Origin of the sequence: Roseateles sp., assembly GCF_039595295.1 — a bacterium.
Taxonomy (GTDB): Bacteria; Pseudomonadota; Gammaproteobacteria; order Burkholderiales; family Burkholderiaceae_C; genus Roseateles.
This window is the reverse complement of record NZ_JBCNLU010000001.1, coordinates 227,652-250,879: the sequence shown is the minus strand read 5'-3', so window position 1 is coordinate 250,879 and position 23,228 is coordinate 227,652. Positions and strand designations below refer to the sequence as shown.

Here is a 23,228-nt window from a genome sequence, read left to right as displayed (position 1 = left end):
GGACAGGAAAAGAACGAGCCCGGGTCAGGCCTTGCCGGACATGGCCGCGCGCCGGCGCGGCTCGATGCGCCAGAGATAGAACGAGATCCCCGCCACCATCGCCGCCATCGCAAACCAGGTCAGCGCGTACTGCAGGTGATGGTTGTTGAAGCGCACCACCGTCAGCCCGCCGCGCGGCCAGCGCGTCTGGTCGTCGGCCACGGCGGCGTCGACGAAGTACGGCGCCACCGGCCCTTCGATCGCGCGCGCCTTGGCGATGGCCTCGACATCGCGCGAGTACCAGCGGTCCTGCTCCGGCGCGTTCTTGCGCAGCAGATCGCCGCCCGGCTCGGTCAGGCGCAGCAGCCCGACGACGCGGTCCTCGCCCTGCGTCTCCGACGCGGTGCGCGAGGCGCGGGTCTTGAACTCCGGCGGCACGAAGCCGCGGTTCACCAGCACCCAGTCGCCTTGCGTCGTGCGCAGCGGCGTCAGCACCCAGTAGCCGGTGCCCAGCTCGGTGCTGGCGCCGACCAGGGTCTCGCGCGAGTGGTCGAAGGTTCCCACCAGCTGGACCTTGCGGTACTCGTCATCGGCCTTGTTGACCGCGGCCCAGTGCGCCGCGTCGGGCGCGCGCACCGCGGCGGCGGCCAGGCGCTGATCGATGCGCGCGATCAGGTCCTCTTTCCAGCCCAGCCGCTGCACCTGCCACAAGCCCAGCGCCACGAAGGCCGCAAACGAAAGGGCCGCGCCCAGCAGCAGCGCCCAGAAGGCGCCGCCGCGGCGCGGCCGCTGCGGTTCCCGGATGGTCTCGGCCATCAGGGCATGTTGCGCATGTCGTGGATGGGCATCATGTTGGCGTTCAGGTGGAACATGACCCAGATCGAGCCCGCCAGCATGATCACCACCACCGCGATCGTGAAGATCAGCGACAGCATGGACCAGCCGCCCTCGACCTTCGAGTTCATGTGCAGGAAGTACACCATGTGCACCACGATCTGCACCGCCGCGAAGCCCAGCAGGACCAGGCCGGTCGTGCTCGACGACGGGATGACCTTGGCCATCACCAGCCAGAACGGGATCGCCGTCAGGATCACCGACAGGATGAAGCCGATCACGTAGCCCTTGACGGTGGCGTGGTAGCCGACGTCGTCGTGGTCGTCATGACCGTGGCCGTGGCCGTGGTCGTGGTTGTCGTTGTGGTCAGCGCTCATGGCAGCACTCCCATCAGATAAACGAAGGTGAAGACACCGATCCAGATCACGTCCAGGAAGTGCCAGAACATCGACAGGCAGATCAGGCGGCGCTTGTTCTCCTTGGTCAGGCCGAACTTGGCCACCTGGAACATCAGCGTCACCAGCCAGATCGAACCGAAGGTCACGTGCAGGCCGTGCGTGCCCACCAGCGTGAAGAAGGACGACAGGAAGGCGCTGCGCTGCGGACCCGCGCCCTCGTGGATCAGGTGCGCGAACTCGTACAGCTCGACGGCCAGGAAGCACAGGCCCAGCAGGCCCGTCACCGCCAGCCAGCCCAGCGTGCCGCCCTTCTTGTTGCCCAGCATCTTGATCATGGCGAAGCCATAGGTGATCGAAGAGAGCAGCAGGAAGCCGGTGTTCAGCGCCACCAGCGGCAGGTCGAACAGGTCCGCCCCCGACGGGCCGGCCGCGTAGCTGCGGCCCAGCACCGCATACGCCGCGAACAGCACCGCGAAGATCAGGCAGTCGCTCATCAGGTAGATCCAGAACCCGAGGAGCGTGCCGTGCTGCGGATGATGGTCGCCGTTGTCGTAGAACACCGGCGTGCCGGTGTTGTTCGTCATGGTCGTTGCTTGCATGTTGGATATTGCTCGCTGCGGATTCAGGCCTGGGCGGCCAGCACCTTCGTGCGGGCGTCCTCCGTGCGCGTCACTTCATCGGACTTGATGTAGTAGTCGCGCTTGTAGTTGAAGGTGTGGACGATCGCCGCGATCACGGTCACCGCGAAGGCGACACCCGCCACCAGCCACATGTGCCAGATCAGCGCGAAGCCCACCAGGGTCGACAGGCCCGCCAGGATCACGCCGGCGGCGGTGTTCTTGGGCATGTGGATGTCCTGGAAGTTGGCGGTCGGGCGTTGATGGCCGCGGGTCTTCATGTCGTGCCACGCGTCGTGGTCATGCACCACCGGCGTGAAGGCGAAGTTGTACTGCGGCGGGGGCGACGAAGTCGACCACTCCAGCGTGCGGCCGTTCCAGGGGTCGCCCGTCACGTCGCGCAGTTGGTCGCGCTTGAGGTACGAGACCACCAGCTGGATCAGGAAGCTGCCGATGCCCGCGGCGATCAGCAGCGCGCCGAAGGCGGCGACCTGGAACCAGATCTGCAGCGACGGATCGTCGAAGTGGCTCATGCGGCGGGTCACGCCCATCAGGCCCAGCACGTACAGCGGCATGAAGGCGACGAAGAAGCCGATCTGCCAGAACCAGAACGAGCACTTGCCCCAGAACGGATCCAGCTTGTAGCCGAAGGCCTTCGGGAACCAGAACGAGATGCCCGCCAGCAGGCCGAACAGCACGCCGCCGATGATCACGTTGTGGAAGTGGGCGATCAGGAACAGCGAGTTGTGCAGCACGAAGTCCGCGGGCGGGACGGCCAGCAGCACGCCGGTCATGCCGCCGATCACGAAGGTGATCATGAAGCCGATGGTCCAGTACATCGGGACCTCGAACTTGATGCGGCCGCGGTACATCGTGAACAGCCAGTTGAAGATCTTCGCGCCCGTCGGGATCGAGATGATCATCGTCGTGATGCCGAAGAACGAGTTGACGCTGGCGCCCGAACCCATCGTGAAGAAGTGGTGCAGCCACACCAGGTACGACAGGATGGTGATGACGACGGTCGCGTAGACCATCGAGGCGTAGCCGAACAGCTTCTTCTGGCTGAAGGTCGAGACGACCTCGGAGAAGATGCCGAAGGCCGGCAGCACCAGGATGTAGACCTCGGGGTGGCCCCAGATCCAGATCAGGTTGACGTACATCATGGCGTTGCCGCCGAGGTCCGTCGTGAAGAAGTTGGTGCCGGCGTAACGGTCCAGCGACAGCAGCGCCAGGGCCGCGGTCAGGATCGGGAACGAGGCCACGATCAGGATGTTGGAGCACAGCGAGGTCCAGGTGAAGACCGGCATCTTCATCATGGTCATGCCCGGCGCGCGCATCTTGATGATGGTCGCGATCAGGTTGATACCGGACAGCGTCGTGCCGACCCCGGCGACCTGCAGGCCCCAGATGTAGTAGTCCACCCCCACCCCCGGACTCGCCAGGATGCCCGACAGCGGCGGATAGGCCAGCCAGCCGGTGCGCGCGAATTCGCCGATGAACAGCGACAGCATGATCAGCACGGCGCCGCCGGTGGTCATCCAGAAGCTGAAGTTGTTCAGGAAGGGGAAGGCCACGTCGCGCGCGCCGATCTGCAGCGGCACGACGAAGTTCATGAAGCCCGTGATCAGCGGCATCGCCACGAAGAAGATCATGATCACGCCGTGGGCGGTGAAGACCTGGTCGTAGTGATGCGGGGGCAGGAAGCCGAGCTGGTCGCCGAAGGCGATGGCCTGCTGGGCGCGCATCATCAGCGCGTCGGCGAAGCCGCGCAGCAGCATGACCAAGCCCAGCACGATGTACATGATGCCGATCTTCTTGTGGTCGATGCTGGTCACCCAGTCGCGCCAGAAGGGGCCCCACAGACGGAACTTGGTCATCAGCGCGAGCAGGGCCAGCCCGCCCAGCGCGACCATCGCGAACGTGCCGATCAGAATCGGCTCGTGATAAGGAATCGCCTCGAGACTGAGGCGTCCGAAGATGAGCTTTTGAGCGTCAATCATCTTGGATCTCGGTAGTGCTTGCGGGCCCGGCGCGTCGGGGAGCGTCGCGCCGGGCGGCAGGGTCAGTTACGGGTGGCCGAAGCCTGCCACTGGGAGGCGTACTGCCCCGCGTTGTCGGGGGTGCACAGCGAAGCGACGAAGATGCGCTTCTGGTCGTTGCTCCAGGGCTTGCTGGCCAGGCCGTCGATGGCGCCCTTGCCGCCGCCGCCGGCCGCGTCGATCGCCATCATCTGGCCCATGCACATCTTGGAGCCGTCGACGCAGCGGTTCACGACCGCGTCGAACAGGCCCGGCGCCACGCTGGCGAAGCGGCGCACCGGCTGACGCTCGGACGGCTTCTCCAGGTCGAGGTACATCTCCTTGGTCAGCGCCACGCCGTCGGCCTTGTTGCGCTCGACCCAGGCGGCGAACTCGTCGTTGCTCAGACCGTGGAACTTGAAGCGCATATGCGAGAAGCCGTCGCCGCTGAAGTTGGCGGAGAAGCCGTCATACACGCCGGGCTTGTTGATCACGGCGTTGAGCTGGCTCTGCATGCCGGGCATCGCGTAGATCATGCCGGCCATGGCGGGCACGTAGAACGCGTTCATCACGGTCGACGAGCTGATCTTGAAGTGGATCGGTCGATCCACCGGCGCGGCCAGTTCGTTGACGGTGGCGATGCCTTGCTCGGGATAGATGAACAGCCACTTCCAGTCCAGCGCCACGACCTCGACGGTCAGCGGCTCCACGCCGGCCGGAATCGCGCGATGCGCGTCCAGGCGTTCCAGCGGACGGAACGGGTCGAGCTTGTGCGTGGAGATCCAGGTCATCGCGCCCAGCGCGATGATGATCAGCAGGGGCGCGCCCCAGATGATCAGCTCCAGGCGCGTGGAGTGGTCCCACTCGGGCGAGTAGGTGGCCTCCTTGTTGGACGCGCGGTATCGGAACGCGAAGACCAGCGTCAGGATGATCACCGGGACGATGATCAAGAGCATCAGCAGGGTCGAAGCGACGATCAGCTGCGCTTGCTGGTTCGCGATGTCGCCCGAAGGTTTCATCACGACCATGTTGCAGGCGGAGAGGGGGAGCGCCAGCGCGAGCAGCCCGAGACGGGCCAACCTGCGGGCAAGACTTGTGTTTAGAGAAGCTTTGAGGTACATGGGACTTCAGCAAACCAGCAGGCGTAGTTCACGCGGGACCCCCTCCAGGCTCTCGGTCCGCGCTGCCAAACCTGGGGGTTTGTCCTGCGGAGGGAAAGCGATAAAGGGGAAAACGACACTTGTCGACCGTTGCACGCCGGGCGCAGATTTTGCCCGATTGACTCAAACCAACTATTGGACATTTTGTCCCAGGTAGGAGACGTATGAACAGCAGCACCCTTTCGACAGCCGGGCAACACCTGTCCACCGTCGGGCAACCGCTGCCCCGGGGGAACGGCGTGGCAACCCAGGAGGAGCAGGACGCGATCGCCCCGGGCGACATCGCGGTCGGCGTGGTCATCGGGCGGGCGTCGGAGTACTTCGACTTCTTCGTCTACGGGATCGCCTCGGTCCTGGTCTTCCCGACGATCTTCTTCCCCCACATGGAGCGCCTGGAGGGCACGCTCTGGGCCTTCGCGCTGCTGGCGCTGGCCTTCGTGGTCCGGCCCATCGGGACCATGGTCGGCATGGAGATCCAGCGCCGCTTCGGCCGCAGCGTGAAGCTGACGGTGGCGCTGTTCCTGCTGGGCATCTCGACCTGCACGATCGCCGTGCTGCCCGGCTTCAACACCTGGGGCGGTGCGGCCATCGCCCTGCTGGCCGCCTGCCGCATCGGGCAAGGCCTGGCGCTGGGCGGGTCCTGGGACGGGCTCCCGTCCCTGCTGGCCCTGAACGCGCCCCCGGGGCGCCGCGGCTGGTACGCGATGCTGGGCCAGCTGGGCGCGCCCATCGGCTTCCTGATCGCGGCCGCGATCTACGCCTACCTGTGGAGCAGCTTGGCGACGGTGGACTTCCTGAGCTGGGGCTGGCGCTATCCCTTCTTCGCGGCCTTCGCGATCAACGTGGTGGCGCTGTTCGCCCGCCTGCGCCTGGTCGTGACCCACGAGTACGAGAAGAACCTGGAGGAGCACGAACTCGATCCCGCCGACACCGGCGAGCTGTTCTCGCAGCAGGGCTACAACGTCTTCATCGGCGCCTTCGCGGCCCTGGCGAGCTACGCCCTCTTCCACATCGTCACGGTGTTCCCGCTGTCCTGGGTGATGCTGTACGGGGACCAGAACGTCACGCAGTTCCTGATTGTCCAGATCGTCGGCGCCCTGCTGGCGGCGGCGGCGATGCCGATCTCGGGCATGGTGGCCGACCGCATCGGCCGGCGCAGCACGCTGGGCACGCTGGCGACGACGATCGCGATCTTCAGCCTGTTCGCGCCCATCCTGCTGGACAGCGGCAGCATGGGTCAGAACATCTTCATCCTGGTCGGCTTCGTGCTGCTGGGCCTGTCCTACGGCCAGGCCGCAGGCGCGGTGACGTCCAACTTCCTGCCGCGCTTCCGCTACACCGGAGCGGCGCTGACCTCGGACCTGGCCTGGCTGATCGGCGCCGCCTTCGCCCCGCTGGTGGCGCTGGGGCTGTCCGCGCATTACGGGCTGTGGGCGGTGACGGCGTATCTGATCTCCGGATCGATCTGCACGCTGGTGGCCCTGCGCACCAACCGCATGCTCCAAATGAAAGACAAGGATTGACGGGGCGCCTGACGCCCAAAGTCGTGACATGTCCTTGACGGCCCGCGACGCCTAAAAGCAACGCAGGCTGCAGCAAATGCCCGACGGCCGATCGACAGATCGGCCGTTTTTCATTGCGCCGTCGATCTGTCGCCCTCCGGAATAACCCCAGGAAATTAGTTAGCAAGCTATCTATCTAGAATTCGGGGCATGACTTCCTCGACCGACAAGCCCGTGCGCACGCTGACGCGCACCGCCCGCGAGACCGCCCTGATGAAGGTGGGCGTGACGCTGCCGGTGCTGGAGCGCGCGTATCGCGCCCGCGCCAACCTGGCGATCGCCCACGTGGGCCTGTCGCAGGCGCTGGCCTGGCCGCTGGTGATGATCGGGCGCCAGGGCGACGGTCTGCGCCAGGGCGAGCTCGCCACCCTGCTGGGCATCGAAGGGCCGTCGCTGACGCGTTCCATCGATCAGCTGATCTCGGGCGGTTTCGTCGAGCGCCACGAGGATCCCGACGACCGCCGCGCCAAGACCCTGCATCTGACCGCGCTCGGCGCGGACGCCTGCGAGCAGATCGAGACGACGCTGCGCGACCTGCGCAACGAGCTCTACCAAGGCATCCCCGACGCGGACATCGAAGCCGCGCTGCGGGTCTTCTCCACCCTGGCCGAACGCGTCGGCGCGCCGCAACCGACGGTGCCGCCGCGGCGCAAATGAGGATGCAGATGCCCGCCCTCCTCAAGCCCGGCTTCACCCGCGCCGAGTGGATCTTCTCGTTCAAGGCCTTCGCCGCCGCGATGCTGGCGGTCTTCCTGGCCAGTTGGGCGGGCCAGCCGCGCCCATTCTGGGCGCTGATGACGGCCTACGTCGTCGCCCATCCGATGGCCGGCGCGGTGCGCTCCAAGGGGTTGTTCCGCTTCCTGGGAACGCTGGTCGGCAGCACGGCGGCGGTGCTGATGGTGCCGCGCTTCGTCAACGCGCCGGAGCTGCTGAGCCTGGCCCTGGCGCTGTGGGTCGCCGGCTGCCTGACGCTGTCGCTGCGCGACCGCACGCCTCGCGCCTACGCCTTCATGCTGGCCGGCTACACGGCGGCGCTGATCGGCTTCCCCGCGGTCGACACGCCGCTGGGTATCTTCGACACCGCCATCGCGCGGGTCGAAGAAATCGGCTTGGGCATCCTCTCCGCGTCGCTGGTGCACAGCCTGGTGCTGCCCAACAGCCTGGCCAGCTCGGTGCTGGGTCTGCTGGACCGCACGCTCGGCGACACCCGCGCCTGGCTGGGCGACATCGCCAAGCGCCAGGACGGCGGCGCCGATCGACGCCGCGTCGCCAGCGACATCACGCAGCTGCGCCTGCTGTCCATCCACATTCCCTTCGACACCAGCCATCTGCGCTGGACGGCCGACGCGGTCCATGCGATGCAGGATCACGTCGCCGCGCTGACGCCGCTGCTGGCAGGCGTCGAGGACCGTCTGGAGGCGCTGCAGGCGCATGGCGGCATTCCCGACGATGTGCGGGCGCTGCTGGACCGCATCGGCCCGTGGCTGGCGCTGCCGGCCGCGCGCGCCGAGGCCGAGCTGCCCGCGCTGCGCGCCCAGGTCGCCGCGCTGACCGACGAGACGCGTCGCACGCAGCTGGCCGACGATCCCTGGGCGCGGCTGCTGCGCGTGGCGCTGGCGGAACGGCTGGAAGGGCTGCTCGACGGCTGGCTGCACTGCGTGCAGCTGCGCTCGGACATCGACCTGGGCCTCAGCGGCGCGCCCATGCCCACGCGCGCCCTGGTCGCGCCCAGCGGCCACACCTTGCACCGGGACATGGGCATGGCGCTGTGGTCCGGCGCGGCCGCGCTGATCGCTATCCTGGTCTGCTGCGCGTTCTGGGTCCTGACCGGATGGCCGATGGGCTCGGCCGCCGCGATGATGGCCGCGATCTTCTGCTGCTTCTTCGCGGCGATGGACGACCCGGTCCCCGCGATCAACGGTTTCCTGCACTGGACCGTGCTGTCCATGCCCGTGGGCGCGCTCTACGTGCTGGTCCTGCTGCCGCTGGTGCAGGACATGTGGACGCTGATGGCCGTGTGCGCGCCGGTGTTCCTGCTGATCGGCTGCTACATCGGCCGCCCGGCGACGGTGGGATCCGCCCTGCCCTTCCTGTTCGGCGTGATCGGCACGCTGGTGATGCACGACACCGCGCAGGCGGACCTGACCAGCTTCCTGAACTCGATGCTGGGCCAGTTGGGCGGCGTCTTCGTGGCGGCGCGGGTCACGCGCCTGATGCGCTCGGTCGGTGCCGACTGGAGCGCCCGCCGGATCCAGCGCACCACTTGGCGCGAGCTCGACGACCTTGCGCGGCTGCCGCGCTCGGCGGCTCGCGGCCAGGCCTATCTGCTGCGCATGCTGGACCGGATCTCGCTGCTGGCGCCGCGCGTGGCGCAGGCAGGCGGCTCGGTGCCCGGCGTGCCCACCGACGACGCGCTGCGCGACCTGCGCATAGGCGCCAACCTGGTCGCGCTGCAGAGCGTGCGCGATCAGTTGCCCGCCGTGCCGCTGCGGCCGCTGCTGGACGCGTTGTCGGCCTGGCTGCAGCGCCGCATCGCCGGCGACCTGGGCGCCGCGCCGCAGGATCTGCTGGAGCGCCTGGACGACACGCTCGCGCGCCTCGTGCAGGCCTACCCGCCGCTGGCCCCGCTGCCGGATCCCGTGCGGCCCGCCGCGTCCGCGCTGCTGGGTCTGCGCCGCAACCTCTTCCCCGAGGCGCCGCCGGCCCTGCTGTTCGCGATCAACGACACCCCACACGATCAACACGAGGAGAACCGGGCATGACCGGCGCCGTCGATTTCTTCGGGCTCTATCTGCCCTGGCTGATGCCGCTGGCCGCGGTCGCCTTGCTGGCGCTGGCCGCCGTGCGGCGCGTGCTCGCCTGGACCGGCGCCTATCGCTGGATCTGGCATCCGGCGCTGTTCGACATGGCCTTGTACGTCGTGCTGCTGTGGGGCCTGAGCGCCGCCTCGCTGCGCGTGCTGCATCCCGGCTGACGACGCGCGCCCGTTCCGACCGCACGAGCCCTCGGGCTCCCCGAACACCTGAATGACGCCGGTCCGCCGGCCCCGATGACATGACTTCCTCCGTTTCCTCCTTCACCTGGCGCCGCGCGGTGTCCATCCTGGTGACCTTGCTGGTGGTGGCCGCCGCGCTGTGGGCCGCCTCGCGCCTGTGGGACCGCTACGAGCTCCAGCCCTGGACCCGCGACGGCCGCGTGCGCGCCAACGTCGTGCAGATCGCGCCGGACGTGTCCGGCCTGGTCACCGCGGTCCCGGTGCAGGACAACCAGCAGGTCGCCGCCGGCGCGCTGCTCTTCGAGGTCGACCGCGCCCGCTATGAGCTCGCGCTGCGCCAGGCGCAGGCGCAGCTGTCGGCGCAAAAGGTCGCGCTGGCACAGGCGCTGCGCGAGGCCGAACGCAACAGCGGCCTGGGCAGCCTGGTCTCGCAGGAAGCGCGCGAGCAGACCCGCAGCCGCGCCGAGCAATCGCGCGCCGCGGTCGCGCAGGCCGAGGTCGCCGTCGACAGCGCCAAGCTGAATCTGCAGCGCGCCGAGATCCGCGCCCCGTCCGCCGGCACCATCACCAACTTCGACCTGCGCCAGGGCGCGTATGCGAGCGCCGGTCATCCGGTGCTCGCGCTGGTGGACGCGCAATCGCTCTACGTCGAGGGCTACTTCGAGGAAACCAAGCTCGCCCGCATCCACATCGGAGACGCGGTCGAGATCGTGCCCATGGGCGCGAGCCATCCGCTCAAGGGCCGCGTGGAGAGTTTCTCGGCCGGCATCGCCGACCGCGACCGCAGCACCAGCGCCAACCTGCTGCCCAGCGTGAACCCGAGCTTCAACTGGGTCCGCCTGCCGCAGCGCGTGCCGGTGCGGGTGAAGCTGGATCCGCTGCCGGCCGGCGAGCGCCTGGTCGCGGGCCAGACGGTGACGGTGCAGGTGCTCAGCGGAGTGAAGTCGTGAGCCGCCGCCTGAATGCGGCGCTGGCGCTGATCGCCGCTGCGGCCTTGGCCGCCTGCTCGACCGCGCCCAAGGGCCCGAACTATCAAGTCCCCGCCGAGGCGGTCGTGCTCAAGCCGCGCGCCTCGGAGTCCTTCAGCGAGCAGCAGCGCGCCGCCTCCGACGCGCAAGCCGCCGCGCAGCCCGCGCCCTTCGACGCCCAGCCGCTGCCGGCGCACTGGTGGCGCCTGTTCCAGGACGAACGCCTGGACGCGCTGATCGAGAAGGCCTTCGCCCACAACACCGATCTGCGCCAGGCCGCCGCGAATCTCGAGCGGGTGCAGGCGATGGAGACCGAGGTCGCCGGCGGCGAAAAGCCCACGATCAGCGTCAACGGCGGCCCCAGCTATGGGCACCCGTCCGGCCTGTCCATGCTGAAGAAGGACGACGTTCCGCCGGACACCTACCGCTACAGCGCGGGCGTCGGTCTGTCGTATCAGCTGGACCTGTTCGGCCAGATCCGCCGCGCGATCGAGTCCTCGCATGCCAGCACGGAAGCCGCGCAGGCCGCGCTGGATCTGGTGAAGGTCAATGTCGCCGCGGGCACCGCACGCGCCTATGCCGAGGCTTGCGCGACCGGACAGCGTCTAGATGCGGCCAAGCAGTCGGTGGAGCTCCAGCAGCAGGCGCTTGAGTTGACCGAGAAACTGCAGCACGCCGGCCGCGTCGGCGAGATCGACGCCGCGCGCGCCCGCAGCCAGCTGCAGCAGCTCAAGGCCGCGTTGCCGCCGCTGCTGGCGCAGCGCCAGTCGGCGCTGTACCGGCTCGCGACGCTGACCGGCGATCTGCCCGAGGACTTCCCGCGCGACCTGGCCGAATGCCACATCGCGCCGCATGTTGCCGGCACGATCCCCGTCGGCGACGGCGCCGCGCTGCTGCGCCGCCGGCCCGACATCCGCCAGGCCGAGCGCGAGCTGCATGCCGCCACCGCGCGCATCGGCGTGGCCATCGCGGACCGCTATCCGAAGATCTCGCTGGGCTTGTCGGCCGGATCGGCCGGCACGCTGGCGGGCTTCGGCAAGAGCGACACGCTGAGCTGGAGCCTGGGTCCGCTGATCTCCTGGACGCTGCCCAACACCGGCATCGCCGACGCGCGCATCGCGCAGGCCGAGGCCGGCACCAGGCAGGCCGCCGCGCGTTTCGACGGCACGGTGCTGAACGCGCTGCGCGAGACCGAAACGGCGCTCAACCAGTACGCCCGCGAGCTCGATCGCAAGGCCGCGCTGCAGGCCTCGCGCGACGAGGCCGCGATCGTCGCGGGCCAGGCGCGCCGGCTGTATCAGGGCGGCAAGGTCGGCTATCTGGACGCGCTCGATGCCGAGCGCGCGCTCGCCGCCAGCGACGCGGCGCTGGCCGCGTCCGAGGCCACGCTGATCGACGAGCAGGTGCAGCTGTTCATGGCCTTGGGCGGCGGCTGGGAAGCCGAAGCGGGAACGCCCAAGCAAGCGGCGAAGTGAATCGCCTCGCGGTCCGTGCCCATCGGCGCGGACCGCGTCGTCCATCAGGGGTAGCTGATCGTCAGCGTGTAGCTGGCGGTCGTGCTGTAGCCCGCGTACGGGATGACCTTGATGTAGACGGTCTGCGCGGTCGCGCCGTTCTGGTAGGTCAGCGACTCGTTGCTGCCGACACCTTCCGAGCGCGCCAGGCCGGCGCCGCTGGCCTTCACGACGTAGAGGTCGTAGTCGATGCTGGACGAGGTCGGACCGACCATGTCCACGCGCAGGCGCTGGTTGGCGGCCAGGTTGACCTTGAAGAAGTCCTTGTCGGCGGCGCTGCTGATGTAGCCGGTGATCGACGTGCGGTTGCCCACCGCGTTGGCGGCGGCGACGCTGTCGTTGGGTTCGACTTCGTCGGCGGCGTTGACCGGGTTGTTGACGGTGAAGGCCACCGGCTGCGAGGTCGCCGTGTTGCCCGCCGCGTCATAGGCCTTGGCCACCAGGCTGTGGCTGCCGTTGGTCAGCTGCGTCGAGGGCACGGCCAGCGTGTACGGGGCGCTGTTGACGATGTCGCGCAGCACGCCGTCCAGCCAGAACTCCACCTTGCTCACGCCGACGTTGTCGCTGGCATTGGCCGAGAAGGTGATCGTGCCGCTGGTGCCGGAGACCGAGGCGGTGACCGTCGGCGGCACGGTGTCGCCGCCGGACACGCCCTGGTTGACCCAGATCGGCGCGGACCACAGCACCTTGCCGTCGTCCTGCGTGACCTTGGCGTAGTAGAAGTGCTTGCCGTTGGCCGGCGTGATGGTCGCCGTCGCGCTGTTGGTCAGCAGCGTGACCGTGCCGTTGCGGCCCGGGACGCCTTCCCAGATCTCCGTCGCGACCACGGTGCGGCCGTTCGGGTTGTAGAAGCCCACGTTCAAGGCCAAGGCGCCGCTGTTGTCGAAGCGCTCGCCCATGATCTTGCCGTTGGCGCTGAAGATCAGCTGCGAGTTCTTGTCCAGCGTCGCGAAGACGCGGCGCGCCTTCAGCGCGTCGACCAGCGCGGTCTTGCTCAGCGCCGTCCCGGTGGGGATCAGCACCGCAGTGCGGTTGGTGTAGGACGCGCCCCAGTTGGCGCAGTGGTTGTCCTGGTTGGTCGCCGGGGCCACATGGAAGCCGCGTTCCAGCAGCTTCTTCCAGGCGCCTTCATACGAACTGCGCGAGGTCTCGGTCTCCGTCGTGTTGGAGGAGAACGCGGAGGTGTTCATCACCTCGGACATCACCATCACCTCGTCGCCGTCGGCGCTGTAGGCCATGTCGGTGCCGTTGATGATGAACTGGCCGCTGGAGTCCGGATGGTTGAACTGGCCGATCAGGCCTTGCGCGCGCATCACCGAGTACAGCGTCGCGTAATCGCTCTTGGCGATGTAGCGATCACCGAAGAGCTCGTTCTGCGCGTTGTACTCCCACGAGAACAGCTCGTTGCTGTTGAAGATGTTCAGGTGGCCGCCGTTGCTGATGACGCCCCACTCCATCCCGTAGACCGCCAGGAAGCCCGGGTTGCCCGCGCTGTAGTCGGCCGCGATCTGCAGGCCGCGCTGGTAGCGCGCCTTGGCGGCGGTGGCCGAGCCGCTGGTGTTGGTGCCCGACGAGCCGTCGAAGTAATGGTTGTGGTCGGTGTTGGCGAAGATGTCCAGGCCCGCGTTCTTCGCATAGGGGAAGGCCGCGTCGGGACCGAAGGCGCCGCTTTGCGCCGGCTGCGAGGAGTTGCAGCTGCCGATGGCGCCGCCGCCGTCGGAGTCGTTGGTCTGGCCGTGGAAGCTGCCGTAGTAGATGGTGTAGGGCCAGGAGCCCGCGCCCACCGCCGCCGACTGCGCGCGCACGCGCTGGTCGGCCTCGCCGGTGGCGCCCATGGCCAGCGGACGCAGCGTGCCCATCGCGATCTTGGCCAGCTTGCCGACGCCGAAGTTCCAGCTCTGCTCGATGTTGTGGCCGGTGCCTTCGGCCTGCTGCAGCGCGAAGAGTTCGTCGAACTGCGCGTCGGCGCCGGAGCTCTTCAGCTCGGTGCCGGCCTTGGCGGTGATGGCCGTCAGCGTCGCGCTGTAGAGCCCGTCGGGCTGACCGGCCTGACGACCGGCCCAGGCCAGCGGCACGGTCTTGACGTCGCCGGCGTACTGCTCGACGCCGCTCCAGCGCTGCACCAGCGCGCCGGTGGGGCTGCGCAGCTCGACGCGGTAAGCCAGCAGCGTGCCCTTGGGCGCGCCGGTGTAATCGAGGTGGACCGCGAAGTTGCGCGCCCCGGTGGATTCCGCGCCGGCGAAGGGCACGTCCAGGGCGGCGTCGAACTCGTGGTGATCGGGGTACTTGGCGGCCGGGTCGACGGCCTGCGTGGTGACGCGGTCATCGGTCGGGGCGGTCGCCGATTGCGACTTGCTGTCGCCGGTCAGGCCGCCGCCGCAGGCGGACAGCACGACGACCATGGCGCTCAGCGTGGTGACGCGCAGCACGGCGCCACGGGAGAGCGGGAACAGGGAGCGGAACGGATTCATGTCGGACTCGCTTGGCGCGCGCAGGCGCCGGTGAGAGGCGATGCGGAGCGCGCGGCGCTCCGGCTGACGGCCCGCCGTTCAGGCGGGCGCAGGGGATCCAGCGATCGGGCGCGCGATCAGGCTTGCGTCTTGCGACGGCGCAGCACCAGGCCCATGGCGCCCAGGCCGGCCAGCATCAGCGCGAGGGATTCGGGCTCGGGCACGGCGGCGGCCATGATTTCGGTGCCGGTGAACTTCACCATGTCGTAGCGGATCGTGCCGGAGGTGCCGTAGTTGGCCGAGGTGGTCGGCGCATAGGCGTTGGTGCCGGGGGCGAACATGCTCACCAGTTGCACGGCGAAGCTGTTGTTGTCGGCCACGCCGAGGATGTTGGAGAAGTCGAAGCTCAGGCCCTTGACGAAGCTGCCGTCCTTGAGCATCTGGAAGGTGGCGGCCTGGATCCAGTTGTCGCCGCCGTCGATGGTGTAGCGCAGCGCGGTCCAGGCCGAGGCGGTGCCACTGTTGCGCTGGTCGAAGCTGAAGACGATGTTCTCGAAGCCGGTGGTGTCCAGCGAGAACTGCACGCCGGTGGTCATGTTGCCGGTGCCCTGCGCGGCGTATCCAGCGGTGTTGAGCGCCTGGCTGCTGGCGTTGGTGTCGGATGAGCCGGACTGGCTGACGAAAGTCGTCGACACGCCCAGCGCGTCGAAGTAGGCGCCGCCATGGTCGGTGGCGGGCTTGGTGTTGCCGTTGAATCCCCACGTAGCGAGGTTCACGACCTCGGCATGGGCGGCGGAGCTGAGCGCCAGGAAGGCGCCGGCGGCGAGCAGGGCGGGCTTGAATTTCATGAGGGCTCTCGTTGTCAATCGTTCAACCGAACCGTTTGCGCAAACGTTTACGGCAACAATTTGTCAGGCGTTAGTGAATTTGTGCGCTTGACTTCGCACGGGTGAGGGACGGCGAAGGTTAGGTTCGGTTGATGACAAACAGGTTGCGGGGAAGCCCGGGGACGGGTTCTCCTGCCCCCGCGAACGCGGGGGGCGCGGAACAGGTCCGGCGCACGCGGGCGGTGCGTCGCGGGAGGGGATTCGTCAGGGTGGTGGATGCACCGGGGCGGGCGAGGCGATCGCGCGCGGCTGGCGGGCTCAACCGAGCCCGCCAGCCTGTCCGAGGAAGAGTGCGGCGTGTTGTCGTGTGCCGTCCGCAACGGCGTGCCAGGTGTTGCCTGGGAAGCCGGCGGGCAACTGCCGAGCGGCGGCATCAAGCGCGTCGCCGACGCCTTCTGCCATCGCCTTCATGGCGGGCCATGTCTGTGGACCGGCCTGAAGTGCCAGGCCTTGCCAATGGCGCGCGTTGAGCTCGCTCAGCCGGTAATGCATGTTGCGGGACTTGAGCCCCATCGCCAGCTTGGCGCGGCTGTATGGCAGCTGATTCGGGCCGTTGCCGATGATGGGCCAGGCGGACAGCACGTCGTAGAGCGGCGTCATCGCATAGCGGCCACCGCGCAGATGGTGGATGGAGAAGTTCTTCGCATGCCCATCCGTTGCAGCGAGCAGCCAGAAGGCGAACTGGGCCAAGGCGAAGACGCCGATATCGGCCGCCCGCTCGGATCCACGCAGTCGCTGCAAACAGCCCAGCATGGTGGGCCCACCGTCCGACTGGTATTTGAGATCGGGGCTCAGCCCGTGCGCCTGGCAGAGGTCTTCCTGCGGGAGCCGCAGAACCCATGGATCGGACGCTCCCATCCATTGCCTGTCGAAGCGCTCCACCACCAGTGCCTTGGCGTCGCCGAACACGCCGATCTCGGTCTTGGCCACGGGCAATCCGAGGGCGCTCAAGATCTGCGCGCACAGCCATTCGTTCTCGACGGACGAGCTCATGTCGGCGCGCATGTTTCCAACCAGGCCGAGCGGGAGCTTCAGGATGTGGGTGGTTGGCGTCGCACCGTGCGGGCGATGCCATTGATCGCCGATACGCAGAAGCGCGGTCTTCTCTTGGGCGCCGGCAATGGAGATCCTGAACTCGTCGATGTCGTCGTGGCCAAGGGCCGAAGCAGAGGTCACCGCAGTGAGGATGCGTTCGACGTCCAGGTCATCGATTCGGTCTGCATCGATCCGATCCCAGCCCTCCGGCGTCTCGCCGGGCGGCAGGATCTGGAGCGCCCCGACACAGTCTCGGCCGATCGATTGAAGGAGATCGAAGGCGCTGGTCGAAGAGGTCCGGAAGCGCTGTCTGATTCGTCGACGGATCGCAGCGCTGTCAGGAAGGAGGTTCTCGAAGTAGTTCTCGACCGTCTCGGGGCGATGTGCGCTGTCGAACTGAAGTGAAAGCGAGAGTGGCCTCCCCTGCGGAGAGTCGATCCAGGACTGCTCATAGGTCAAAGCGGCGCCTGAGCGCTGAAGCGACCAGACCCCTACCGCCTGCCCGTTCATCCAGAGATGCAGCTCCGCCATGACTCGTCCATCCTTCCTACCAGGGCTCATCCAACGGCGATCGCGCCGTTGGCTCGTCTACTCCTGCCACGTTGGGGGCGTCGGCGCCGGGGTCGATGCGTCGTTCATCGGTCTCCAGGACCACCGTCGTCCCCAGCACATGGAGCAGGTCCAACAGCTGATCGAAGCTCACGCTGGAAGGATCATTCTCGATTCGCGCCAGGCGGCTCTGGCTGACTCCAATGCGCTGACCAACTTCGGTCTGGCTGAGACCTTGCCGTCGACGCAAGGCCCGCAGATGGGGGCCAAGCTGCTCGGGGGTCTGCAAGCGGAAGTTCATGGCAGTCCTTCAAATGGCTTGTGGTGCAGAGATGCCAGATTCGGCATACGGCGAGAATATGATGAATTTGGCATACATAACAAGTATGCTTAATTTGGCATTTATCGTTACAGCGTTGAATTGGCACTGCCGCCAATCCGTAGGACAACCCACCCCGCCAAACCCTCCCCCGTCCGACACCGGCGGGCGGCTGCTCCCGCGAATACTGGCCCCACCGTCATTCCGAAGGCCGCCATGACCGAGATCCGCAAGGGCCAGCAGCCCGCGGAGTTGACCCGCGAGCAGTTCCACGAGCGCTTCATGCGCCGCTTCTACGACCCCGCGTTTCGCGCCGAGGATCAGGCCATCGCCCGCCTCGAGGACATCGCCTGGCAGGCCATGAAGGATGGCCGCAAGGCGCCGCGCACACGCCTGGCTGGCCCCGGCTTCAAGGACCCCGGCTACGAGCTCTCCGTCGAATGGCTGGAAGCACGTCAGCGGCTGGAGACCGCCCAGCAGCGCTGGGCCGATCCGGCGACGCGCTCGCGCGTGCTGCTGGTCTGCGCCAGTGACCGCAACGACGGCACCTGCCCCGGCGAGATCTCCAAGACCTGGCGCCTGACCCAGCTCGCGCGTGAGCAGCTCAGCCGCCGGGACCTCATCGTCGACGTGCTGGACCTCAGCCTCATCACCTCCGAGTACGGCCGCGAGATCCACCCCTGCAAGGGCTGCGTTTCCACCGCCATGCCGCTGTGCCACTGGCCCTGCAGCTGCTATCCGAATCACTCGCTGGGCCAGTCCTCGGACTGGATGAACGAGATCTACGAGCGCTGGGTCTCCGCGCACGGCGTCATCCTGTTCACGCCGACCTACTGGTACCAGTCGCCCAGCGCGCTCAAGCTGATGATCGACCGTCTGGTCTGCGCCGACGGCGGCAACCCCGATCCAACCTCGACCCACGGCAAGACTGTCGCCGAGGCCAAGGCCATGGAGGCCAGCGGCTGGTCCTATCCCAAGCACCTGGCCGGTCGCGTCTACGGACTGGTGGTGCATGGAGACGTCGCCGGCGTCGAGGCTCAGCGCCGCAATCTCGCCGACTGGCTGGACTGGATGGGACTGATCGATGCGGGCGCGCAGGCCGTGCTGGACCGCTATCTCGGCTATTACCAGCCCTACTTCGACAGCCACGAGGCGCTGGATCGCGACACCGCGCTGCAGAAGGAAGTCCGCCTGGTCGCGGACGTCGTGGGCGACGCGGTGCGGCTGCTGCGCGAGGGCAAGCTCCCTCGGCCCGAGCGCAAGCCCGTGCGGCCCAAGTAGGCGCCGCGGCGCTCGCGAAGAGAACTTGCAGGGAACGGCGCTTGCTCGCCAAGGGTTCGCTTCTTTAAGGAGATTCACCGATGGCCGCTCACACCTCCTCGTCCCGTGCCCGCAAGAGCGCGAAGCCGCAGATCTCGCACCTGATGCCGGAATTCCCGCCGGGGACGCCGCCGGTGCCGGCCTCCGACAAGGGCGTCGACGCCGACGACCTGGACAGCGTCTACGGCCAGCTGATCAAGGGCGTGGGCCATGAGTTCGTCACCGACGCCAACGTGGAGGCGCTCGCCAAGCGGGCCGAGCAGGACGGACATCCCGTCCTCGCCACCGAGTTGCGCGAGTGGAAGGCGCCCTGCTGAGGCCCAGGCGCCGGGCCTCGTCTCAGCGCGAGACCGGCCGGCGCATCGCGCCCGGCGGCTGACCGACGATGCGCTTGAAGGCCCGGCTGAACGAGGCCTCCGAGTCGTAGCCCAGCCGGTCCGCCGCGACCGCGACGCGCATGCCCTCCTGCGCGATCCAACGCCGCGCCTGGAACATCTTGACCTTGGCGACATAGCGCGCCGGCGTCTCCCCCACGGTGCGCGAGAACGCGTCCGCGAAGCGAGAGCGCGAGGCGCCCATCAGCTCGGCCAGCTCCGGCACCGACCAGTTGCGCTCGGGCTCCGCGTGGATGGCCGCGATGACCTTGCCGATGCTCGGGCACTGCACCGCGGCGATCCAGCCGCTGGCGTCGTTGCAGGCGCACTCGACCCAGGCGCGGATGATGCTCGCCGCCACCACGTCGGCCAGCCGCGCGAGGATGCCGCAAGCGCCGATGCGGTCCAGCGCGACCTCGCGTTCCATCGCCTCCAGCAGCGCCGGCACCGACGGGTCGCGCTGCGCCAGATCGTTGGCCCGCATCGCGTCCGGCATCATCGACAGCAGCGGATGCAGCGGGTCCAGGTTGAAGCGCATGGCGCCGCAGAACATCACGTCCAGCCCCGCTTCGTCCTCGCTGGCCGAGCCCTTGCCCGGCTCCACCGCGCCGACCAGATAGAGGTCGTCGGCGACCGGTCGGCGCGCGAGCGAATCGATGTCCACCGCCGGCAGGTCCGGCGCGCTGGCCAGCACATGCAGGCTGCCGCGCGGCAACAGCACCGCGTCCCCGGCGTTGAGCCGCACCCACTCGCTGCCCGGCGTGCGGAGCCAGCAGCCGCCGCGGGCGACGAAGTGGAAGCGCGCCTCCTGCCGCGCCGGGAAGGCGACGGCCCACGGCGCGCGCAGCCGGCAGCGCCCGTATTCCACCCCCTCCAGCCGCAGGCCCAGCAGGATCTGCGTCAGCAGGTCCGCCGGTTTGAGCACCGTCGGCGGCAAGGGCGGAACCGGGGCATCGGCAAGCTGAGGCAGCTCGGCCGCCGTCAAGGCGACCGGGGCGGCGCGGCCAGCCGCGACCGGCTGTGACTCCCGAGCGGCCACGCTCGGCGGAGCCGCCGGGGTCCCTGGCGCGGAGGGTCGACTGGAGTAAAGGTCAAGCATTACGGCTTTTGCGGCATGGAAACGCTCGCATGCTATCCATAAGCTGACGGCCATTGAGACTTCTCCACGTTGCCGCCGTGTCTACTTCCTGCACCGATTGCCTGGATCCTCCCCGCGCCGCCGCGCTCCCAGGCGGCGCCACCGCCGCCGGGGCCGCGGCCTCGACAGCCCCCGCCGCCGCGCCCGCGCCCGCCGCCGAAACGCCCGCCCGTTGGGCTGCCATCGGCTCGCTGACGCTGGGTGTCTTCGGCCTGGTGACGGCGGAATTTCTGCCCGCCAGCCTGCTGACCGCGATCTCCTCGGACCTGCACGTCAGCGCCGGTGCGGCCGGCCAGACGGTCACCGCGACCGCGCTGGTCGGCGCCGTCGCCGCGCCCGCCATCCCGCTGCTGACGCGACGCTTCGACCGGCGCCTGGTCATGATCGCGCTGACCCTGCTGCTGGTGCTGTCCAACGCGATGGCGGCCACCGCCTCCAGCCTGGGCGTGCTGCTCACGGCGCGCGTGCTGCTGGGCATGGCGCTGGGCGGCTTCTGGTCGATGGCGGCGGCGCTGGCGATGCGGCTGGTGCCGGACCGGCTCTTCGCGCGGGCCATGTCGCTGATCCTGACCGGCGTGTCGGTGGCCACCGTCTGCGCGGCGCCGATCGGCGCGTGGATGGGCGAGGCCTGGGGCTGGCGCAGCGCCTTCATCGCGGCCGGCGCTGTCAGCCTGCTGACCTTGGCCGGGCAAGTCCTGACCCTGCCCAAGCTGCCTCCGCGCGACAACCCCGACCTGCGCGTGCTGGGCGAGCTGCTGACCCGCCCCGGCGTGCGCGTCGCGCTGATGGCGGTGCTGCTGGTGATCTCGGGCCACTTCGCCGGCTTCACCTACATCCGCCCGCTGATGGAGGACGTCACCCATCTGCCGGTGAGCTCGATCACCGCCATCCTGCTGGGCTACGGGATCGGCGGCTTCTTCGGCAATCTGGCCGGCGGCTTCCTGGCCGAGCGCAGCGAGCGCCGCGCCATCCTGGCCGGCGGCTCGCTCATCGTGGTGCTGGCGGCGACGCTGCTGGCGGCGGGCGGCTCCGCGTGGGTGACGGCGGCGGCGGTGGTGCTGTGGGGCTTCGCCTTCGGCGCCTTCCCGGTCGGCTTCCAGACCTGGATCGTCCGTGCGGCGCCCGATCAGGCGGAGGGTGCCGGCGGCCTGATGGTCGCGGCCTTCCAGATCGCCATCGCCAGCGGCGCGATCGGCGGCGGGATGCTGGTCGACCGCATCGGCGCCCTGGGCGGACCGGCCTTCGCCGTCGCCGCGATCACGTTGGGCACGCTGCTGACCTGGCGCCATGGGCCCAAGGTCCGGGCCGCCCGAGCCTGAGCCCAAGCCCAGTCATCGGCCCGGTTTCGAGCCCGGGCTTGAGCCTCAGCCCGCGAGCCGCTTGCGCTCGGGCAAGGCGGTCGTCGCGGCAGCCTCGCCGGCGGCGCGCCAAGCGGCGGGCGTCAGCCCGGTCTCGCGCTTGAACGCCCGCTGGAACGCGGCCTCCGAGGCGTAGCCGACCGCCTCGCCGATGGCGGCCACGGACTCGCTCCCCTCGCGCAGACGACGGCCCGCCTCGGTCATGCGGATCTGCGTGAGGAAGTCCGCCGGCGACACGCCCGCCGCGGCCTGGAAGGCTCGGATCAACGATGAGCGCGACAGATGCGCGCGCTCGGCCATCCCCTCCAACGTCCAGTCAGCGGCCGGCTCGCGCAGCAGGGCCACCGCCAAGGCGGCCAGCCGGGGATGCGCGCTCAGCGCTAGCACGCCGGCATTCGCCGCGTTCGTTGTCGTTGTGGTTGGCGATGTCGACGCCGCCATCGCGGCCCGCAAGGCGACCGCGAACAGCGCGCCCGACAGGTGCCGCAGCAGGGCGGCCCCGCCCTCGCCGGGCGCATCGGTCTCCTCGCGCATCAGCGCCAGCAGCCGGGTCAATCGGGAGTCCGTCCCCTCGCCTCGCACGAGCAACGCCGGCGGCACCAGCGCACGCACCAGCTTCGCCGACGCCGCCGGCACGACGAAGCGGCCGCACAACAGCGCACCTTCGCCGGGCCGCATCAGGCTCGCCGGATCTCGATCGCGCAGCCGATGCGCGCCGCCTCCCGGGAGCATCAGCACGTCGCCGGCCCGCATCGTCGCGGCATTCAGACCGTCGGCGTCGACGAGCGCCTCGCCGTCGAGCAGCACGTGAAAGGGCATGTGATGCCCGTCCGCCGCGTCCTGCGCCAGATCCCATCCGGCGCCGAGCTCGCAGCGCACGTCCAACCGGCCGTCGACGTCGACCAGCGCCAGCAGCCGATCCAGCATCCCCGTCGACTCGCCGGCATCGGGCGATTGGGGAGAACCCGGCAGATCGGCGACGCCGCCCCCGCTTCCAGCGCCGATTCCCGCGCCGATTCCCGCGTCCGCGTTCACGTCCATCCGAACTCCCCTGCCTGAAACGAACGGGCATTAGACAGGCACGGACGGGCATTCGCGCCAGGGGCGGCGATTCCTACATTGGAGTCACTGCAAGACAAGCACTGCAGCCCTCGCAACGGACCGTCGCCATCCGCGCTCCGGTCCTCACGACACTCGAAAGGAATCGCCATGTCCCGCCTCATCGCCCCCGCCGTCGCCGACGCCCCGCAAGCGGCTCAACCGCTGTTCGAGCAGATCCGCAAGGCCGCCGGCAAGCTGCCCAACGCTTACGCGCTGATCGGCGCGCTCAGCCCCGCCTCGCTCCAGCTGATGCTGGAGGGCGACGGCGTGCTCGCCAAGGGCGCGCTGTCCCGCGCCGACATCGAGGCAATTCGTGTCGCCGTCAGCGCGCACAACGGTTGCGACTACTGCGTGGCCGCGCACAGCCTGATCGGCAAGATGGCCGGCCTGAAGCCCGACGAGCTGCGCCAGCTGCGCGCCGGCGAGTCCGTCGAGGACGCCAAGCGCCGCGCGCTGGTGGACTTCGCCCGCGAGCTGACCTCCAGCAGCGGGACCGTGCCCGCCGAGCGCGTGCAGGCGGTGCTCGACGCGGGTTGGAGCTCGGCCCAGCTGGTCGAGGCGATGCTGGTCATCTCGCTGATCACCTTCACCAACCTGGTGAACCGCGTCAACGACACGCCGGTGGACTTCCCGATCCCGGCCTGAGCGTCAT

General features: G+C 68.8%; 21 protein-coding genes. 10 read left to right on the top strand and 11 right to left on the bottom strand.

What is annotated here, in order from left to right:
- Positions 1 to 24: 24 nt before the first annotated feature.
- From ABDW59_RS01200 to cyoA, 5 genes are all read right to left on the bottom strand, one after another.
- Positions 25 to 795 (bottom strand): SURF1 family protein, encoded by a 771-nt coding sequence (locus ABDW59_RS01200; protein WP_343627522.1) that lies wholly within the window; start codon positions 793 to 795, stop codon positions 25 to 27.
- Positions 795 to 1,190, bottom strand: a complete 396-nt coding sequence (gene cyoD, locus ABDW59_RS01195) for a cytochrome o ubiquinol oxidase subunit IV (protein WP_343627521.1) — start codon at positions 1,188 to 1,190, stop codon at positions 795 to 797. The genes ABDW59_RS01200 and cyoD overlap by 1 nt, the downstream gene beginning before the upstream one ends.
- On the bottom strand, positions 1,187 to 1,795 hold the full coding sequence (cyoC, locus tag ABDW59_RS01190) for a cytochrome o ubiquinol oxidase subunit III (protein ID WP_343627723.1): 609 nt from the start codon (positions 1,793 to 1,795) through the stop codon (positions 1,187 to 1,189). Before cyoC ends, cyoD begins: the two co-directional genes overlap by 4 nt.
- A gap of 38 nt (positions 1,796 to 1,833) precedes the next feature.
- Positions 1,834 to 3,828 carry a cytochrome o ubiquinol oxidase subunit I gene (gene cyoB, locus ABDW59_RS01185; RefSeq protein ID WP_343627520.1) on the bottom strand — a complete coding sequence of 665 codons (1,995 nt, stop codon included), beginning with the start codon at positions 3,826 to 3,828 and terminating at the stop codon, positions 1,834 to 1,836.
- A gap of 62 nt (positions 3,829 to 3,890) precedes the next feature.
- Positions 3,891 to 4,967 carry a ubiquinol oxidase subunit II gene (cyoA, locus tag ABDW59_RS01180; protein ID WP_343627519.1) on the bottom strand — a complete coding sequence of 359 codons (1,077 nt, stop codon included), beginning with the start codon at positions 4,965 to 4,967 and terminating at the stop codon, positions 3,891 to 3,893.
- 203 nt (positions 4,968 to 5,170) lie between these two features.
- Here cyoA and ABDW59_RS01175 point away from each other — a divergent pair, with 203 nt between their 5' ends.
- The 6 genes from ABDW59_RS01175 (at position 5,171) to ABDW59_RS01150 (ending at position 12,006) form a co-directional block, all read left to right on the top strand.
- Entirely contained in the window at positions 5,171 to 6,529 is a 1,359-nt protein-coding gene (locus ABDW59_RS01175; RefSeq protein WP_343627518.1) for an MFS transporter, read from the top strand.
- Positions 6,530 to 6,718: 189 nt separating this feature from the next.
- Positions 6,719 to 7,225: a MarR family winged helix-turn-helix transcriptional regulator gene (locus tag ABDW59_RS01170; protein WP_343627516.1), complete on the top strand. Its 507-nt coding sequence runs from the start codon at positions 6,719 to 6,721 to the stop codon at positions 7,223 to 7,225.
- Between the two features lie 8 nt (positions 7,226 to 7,233).
- A complete protein-coding gene (locus ABDW59_RS01165; protein ID WP_343627515.1) occupies positions 7,234 to 9,330 on the top strand; it encodes an FUSC family protein in 2,097 nt (698 codons plus the stop codon).
- The gene (locus tag ABDW59_RS01160) at positions 9,327 to 9,542 is read left to right on the top strand and encodes a DUF1656 domain-containing protein (RefSeq protein ID WP_343627514.1); all 216 of its coding nucleotides are present in this window, start codon (positions 9,327 to 9,329) and stop codon (positions 9,540 to 9,542) included. The genes ABDW59_RS01165 and ABDW59_RS01160 overlap by 4 nt, the downstream gene beginning before the upstream one ends.
- An 80-nt stretch (positions 9,543 to 9,622) precedes the next feature.
- Positions 9,623 to 10,513 carry an HlyD family secretion protein gene (locus ABDW59_RS01155; protein ID WP_343627513.1) on the top strand — a complete coding sequence of 297 codons (891 nt, stop codon included), beginning with the start codon at positions 9,623 to 9,625 and terminating at the stop codon, positions 10,511 to 10,513.
- Positions 10,510 to 12,006, top strand: coding sequence for a TolC family protein (locus tag ABDW59_RS01150; RefSeq protein WP_343627511.1), 1,497 nt, complete (start codon positions 10,510 to 10,512; stop codon positions 12,004 to 12,006). Before ABDW59_RS01155 ends, ABDW59_RS01150 begins: the two co-directional genes overlap by 4 nt.
- 44 nt (positions 12,007 to 12,050) lie before the next feature.
- Here the strand turns inward: ABDW59_RS01150 and ABDW59_RS01145 are convergent, their stop codons facing one another.
- The 4 genes from ABDW59_RS01145 to ABDW59_RS01130 form a co-directional block, all read right to left on the bottom strand.
- Positions 12,051 to 14,516 carry a CehA/McbA family metallohydrolase gene (locus ABDW59_RS01145; RefSeq protein ID WP_343627509.1) on the bottom strand — a complete coding sequence of 822 codons (2,466 nt, stop codon included), beginning with the start codon at positions 14,514 to 14,516 and terminating at the stop codon, positions 12,051 to 12,053.
- Positions 14,517 to 14,632: 116 nt separating this feature from the next.
- Positions 14,633 to 15,343 (bottom strand): PEP-CTERM sorting domain-containing protein, encoded by a 711-nt coding sequence (locus ABDW59_RS01140; RefSeq protein WP_343627508.1) that lies wholly within the window; start codon positions 15,341 to 15,343, stop codon positions 14,633 to 14,635.
- 297 nt (positions 15,344 to 15,640) lie between these two features.
- The gene (locus tag ABDW59_RS01135; RefSeq protein ID WP_343627507.1) at positions 15,641 to 16,948 is read right to left on the bottom strand and encodes a HipA domain-containing protein; all 1,308 of its coding nucleotides are present in this window, start codon (positions 16,946 to 16,948) and stop codon (positions 15,641 to 15,643) included.
- A 16-nt stretch (positions 16,949 to 16,964) separates the two neighbouring features.
- A complete protein-coding gene (locus ABDW59_RS01130; protein WP_343627506.1) occupies positions 16,965 to 17,267 on the bottom strand; it encodes a helix-turn-helix transcriptional regulator in 303 nt (100 codons plus the stop codon).
- Between the two features lie 234 nt (positions 17,268 to 17,501).
- Between ABDW59_RS01130 and ABDW59_RS01125 the strand changes: the two genes are divergently transcribed.
- Both ABDW59_RS01125 and ABDW59_RS01120 read left to right on the top strand, forming a co-directional pair.
- Entirely contained in the window at positions 17,502 to 18,566 is a 1,065-nt protein-coding gene (locus ABDW59_RS01125; RefSeq protein WP_343627505.1) for an NAD(P)H-dependent oxidoreductase, read from the top strand.
- Positions 18,567 to 18,646: 80 nt separating this feature from the next.
- The gene (locus ABDW59_RS01120; protein ID WP_343627504.1) at positions 18,647 to 18,922 is read left to right on the top strand and encodes a hypothetical protein; all 276 of its coding nucleotides are present in this window, start codon (positions 18,647 to 18,649) and stop codon (positions 18,920 to 18,922) included.
- A 22-nt stretch (positions 18,923 to 18,944) separates the two neighbouring features.
- On the opposite strand, the gene ABDW59_RS01115 is transcribed toward ABDW59_RS01120, so the two are convergent.
- Positions 18,945 to 19,916, bottom strand: a complete 972-nt coding sequence (locus ABDW59_RS01115; protein ID WP_343627503.1) for an AraC family transcriptional regulator — start codon at positions 19,914 to 19,916, stop codon at positions 18,945 to 18,947.
- A gap of 263 nt (positions 19,917 to 20,179) precedes the next feature.
- On the opposite strand from ABDW59_RS01115, the gene ABDW59_RS01110 reads away from it, so the two are divergent.
- Positions 20,180 to 21,436 (top strand): MFS transporter, encoded by a 1,257-nt coding sequence (locus tag ABDW59_RS01110; protein ID WP_343627722.1) that lies wholly within the window; start codon positions 20,180 to 20,182, stop codon positions 21,434 to 21,436.
- Between the two features lie 45 nt (positions 21,437 to 21,481).
- On the opposite strand, the gene ABDW59_RS01105 is transcribed toward ABDW59_RS01110, so the two are convergent.
- Entirely contained in the window at positions 21,482 to 22,516 is a 1,035-nt protein-coding gene (locus ABDW59_RS01105; protein ID WP_343627502.1) for an AraC family transcriptional regulator, read from the bottom strand.
- A gap of 168 nt (positions 22,517 to 22,684) precedes the next feature.
- Here ABDW59_RS01105 and ABDW59_RS01100 point away from each other — a divergent pair, with 168 nt between their 5' ends.
- Positions 22,685 to 23,221, top strand: coding sequence for a carboxymuconolactone decarboxylase family protein (locus ABDW59_RS01100; protein ID WP_343627501.1), 537 nt, complete (start codon positions 22,685 to 22,687; stop codon positions 23,219 to 23,221).
- The last annotated feature ends 7 nt before the right edge of the window (positions 23,222 to 23,228 follow it).

What these genes read in the sequence shown, in the direction of transcription:
- ABDW59_RS01175 (WP_343627518.1), top strand. Translation starts at nt 5,171, where the DNA reads ATGAACAGCAGCACCCTTTCGACAGCCGGGCAACACCTGTCCACCGTC.
- ABDW59_RS01125 (WP_343627505.1), top strand. Translation starts at nt 17,502, where the DNA reads ATGACCGAGATCCGCAAGGGCCAGCAGCCCGCGGAGTTGACCCGCGAG.
- ABDW59_RS01170 (WP_343627516.1), top strand. Translation starts at nt 6,719, where the DNA reads ATGACTTCCTCGACCGACAAGCCCGTGCGCACGCTGACGCGCACCGCC.
- ABDW59_RS01160 (WP_343627514.1), top strand. Translation starts at nt 9,327, where the DNA reads ATGACCGGCGCCGTCGATTTCTTCGGGCTCTATCTGCCCTGGCTGATG.
- ABDW59_RS01165 (WP_343627515.1), top strand. Translation starts at nt 7,234, where the DNA reads ATGCCCGCCCTCCTCAAGCCCGGCTTCACCCGCGCCGAGTGGATCTTC.
- ABDW59_RS01105 (WP_343627502.1), bottom strand. Translation starts at nt 22,516, where the DNA reads ATGGACGTGAACGCGGACGCGGGAATCGGCGCGGGAATCGGCGCTGGA.
- cyoB (WP_343627520.1), bottom strand. Translation starts at nt 3,828, where the DNA reads ATGATTGACGCTCAAAAGCTCATCTTCGGACGCCTCAGTCTCGAGGCG.
- ABDW59_RS01155 (WP_343627513.1), top strand. Translation starts at nt 9,623, where the DNA reads ATGACTTCCTCCGTTTCCTCCTTCACCTGGCGCCGCGCGGTGTCCATC.
- ABDW59_RS01120 (WP_343627504.1), top strand. Translation starts at nt 18,647, where the DNA reads ATGGCCGCTCACACCTCCTCGTCCCGTGCCCGCAAGAGCGCGAAGCCG.
- cyoC (WP_343627723.1), bottom strand. Translation starts at nt 1,795, where the DNA reads ATGACGAACAACACCGGCACGCCGGTGTTCTACGACAACGGCGACCAT.
- ABDW59_RS01135 (WP_343627507.1), bottom strand. Translation starts at nt 16,948, where the DNA reads ATGGCGGAGCTGCATCTCTGGATGAACGGGCAGGCGGTAGGGGTCTGG.
- ABDW59_RS01200 (WP_343627522.1), bottom strand. Translation starts at nt 795, where the DNA reads ATGGCCGAGACCATCCGGGAACCGCAGCGGCCGCGCCGCGGCGGCGCC.
- ABDW59_RS01145 (WP_343627509.1), bottom strand. Translation starts at nt 14,516, where the DNA reads ATGAATCCGTTCCGCTCCCTGTTCCCGCTCTCCCGTGGCGCCGTGCTG.
- ABDW59_RS01130 (WP_343627506.1), bottom strand. Translation starts at nt 17,267, where the DNA reads ATGAACTTCCGCTTGCAGACCCCCGAGCAGCTTGGCCCCCATCTGCGG.
- cyoD (WP_343627521.1), bottom strand. Translation starts at nt 1,190, where the DNA reads ATGAGCGCTGACCACAACGACAACCACGACCACGGCCACGGCCACGGT.
- ABDW59_RS01140 (WP_343627508.1), bottom strand. Translation starts at nt 15,343, where the DNA reads ATGAAATTCAAGCCCGCCCTGCTCGCCGCCGGCGCCTTCCTGGCGCTC.
- ABDW59_RS01100 (WP_343627501.1), top strand. Translation starts at nt 22,685, where the DNA reads ATGTCCCGCCTCATCGCCCCCGCCGTCGCCGACGCCCCGCAAGCGGCT.
- cyoA (WP_343627519.1), bottom strand. Translation starts at nt 4,967, where the DNA reads ATGTACCTCAAAGCTTCTCTAAACACAAGTCTTGCCCGCAGGTTGGCC.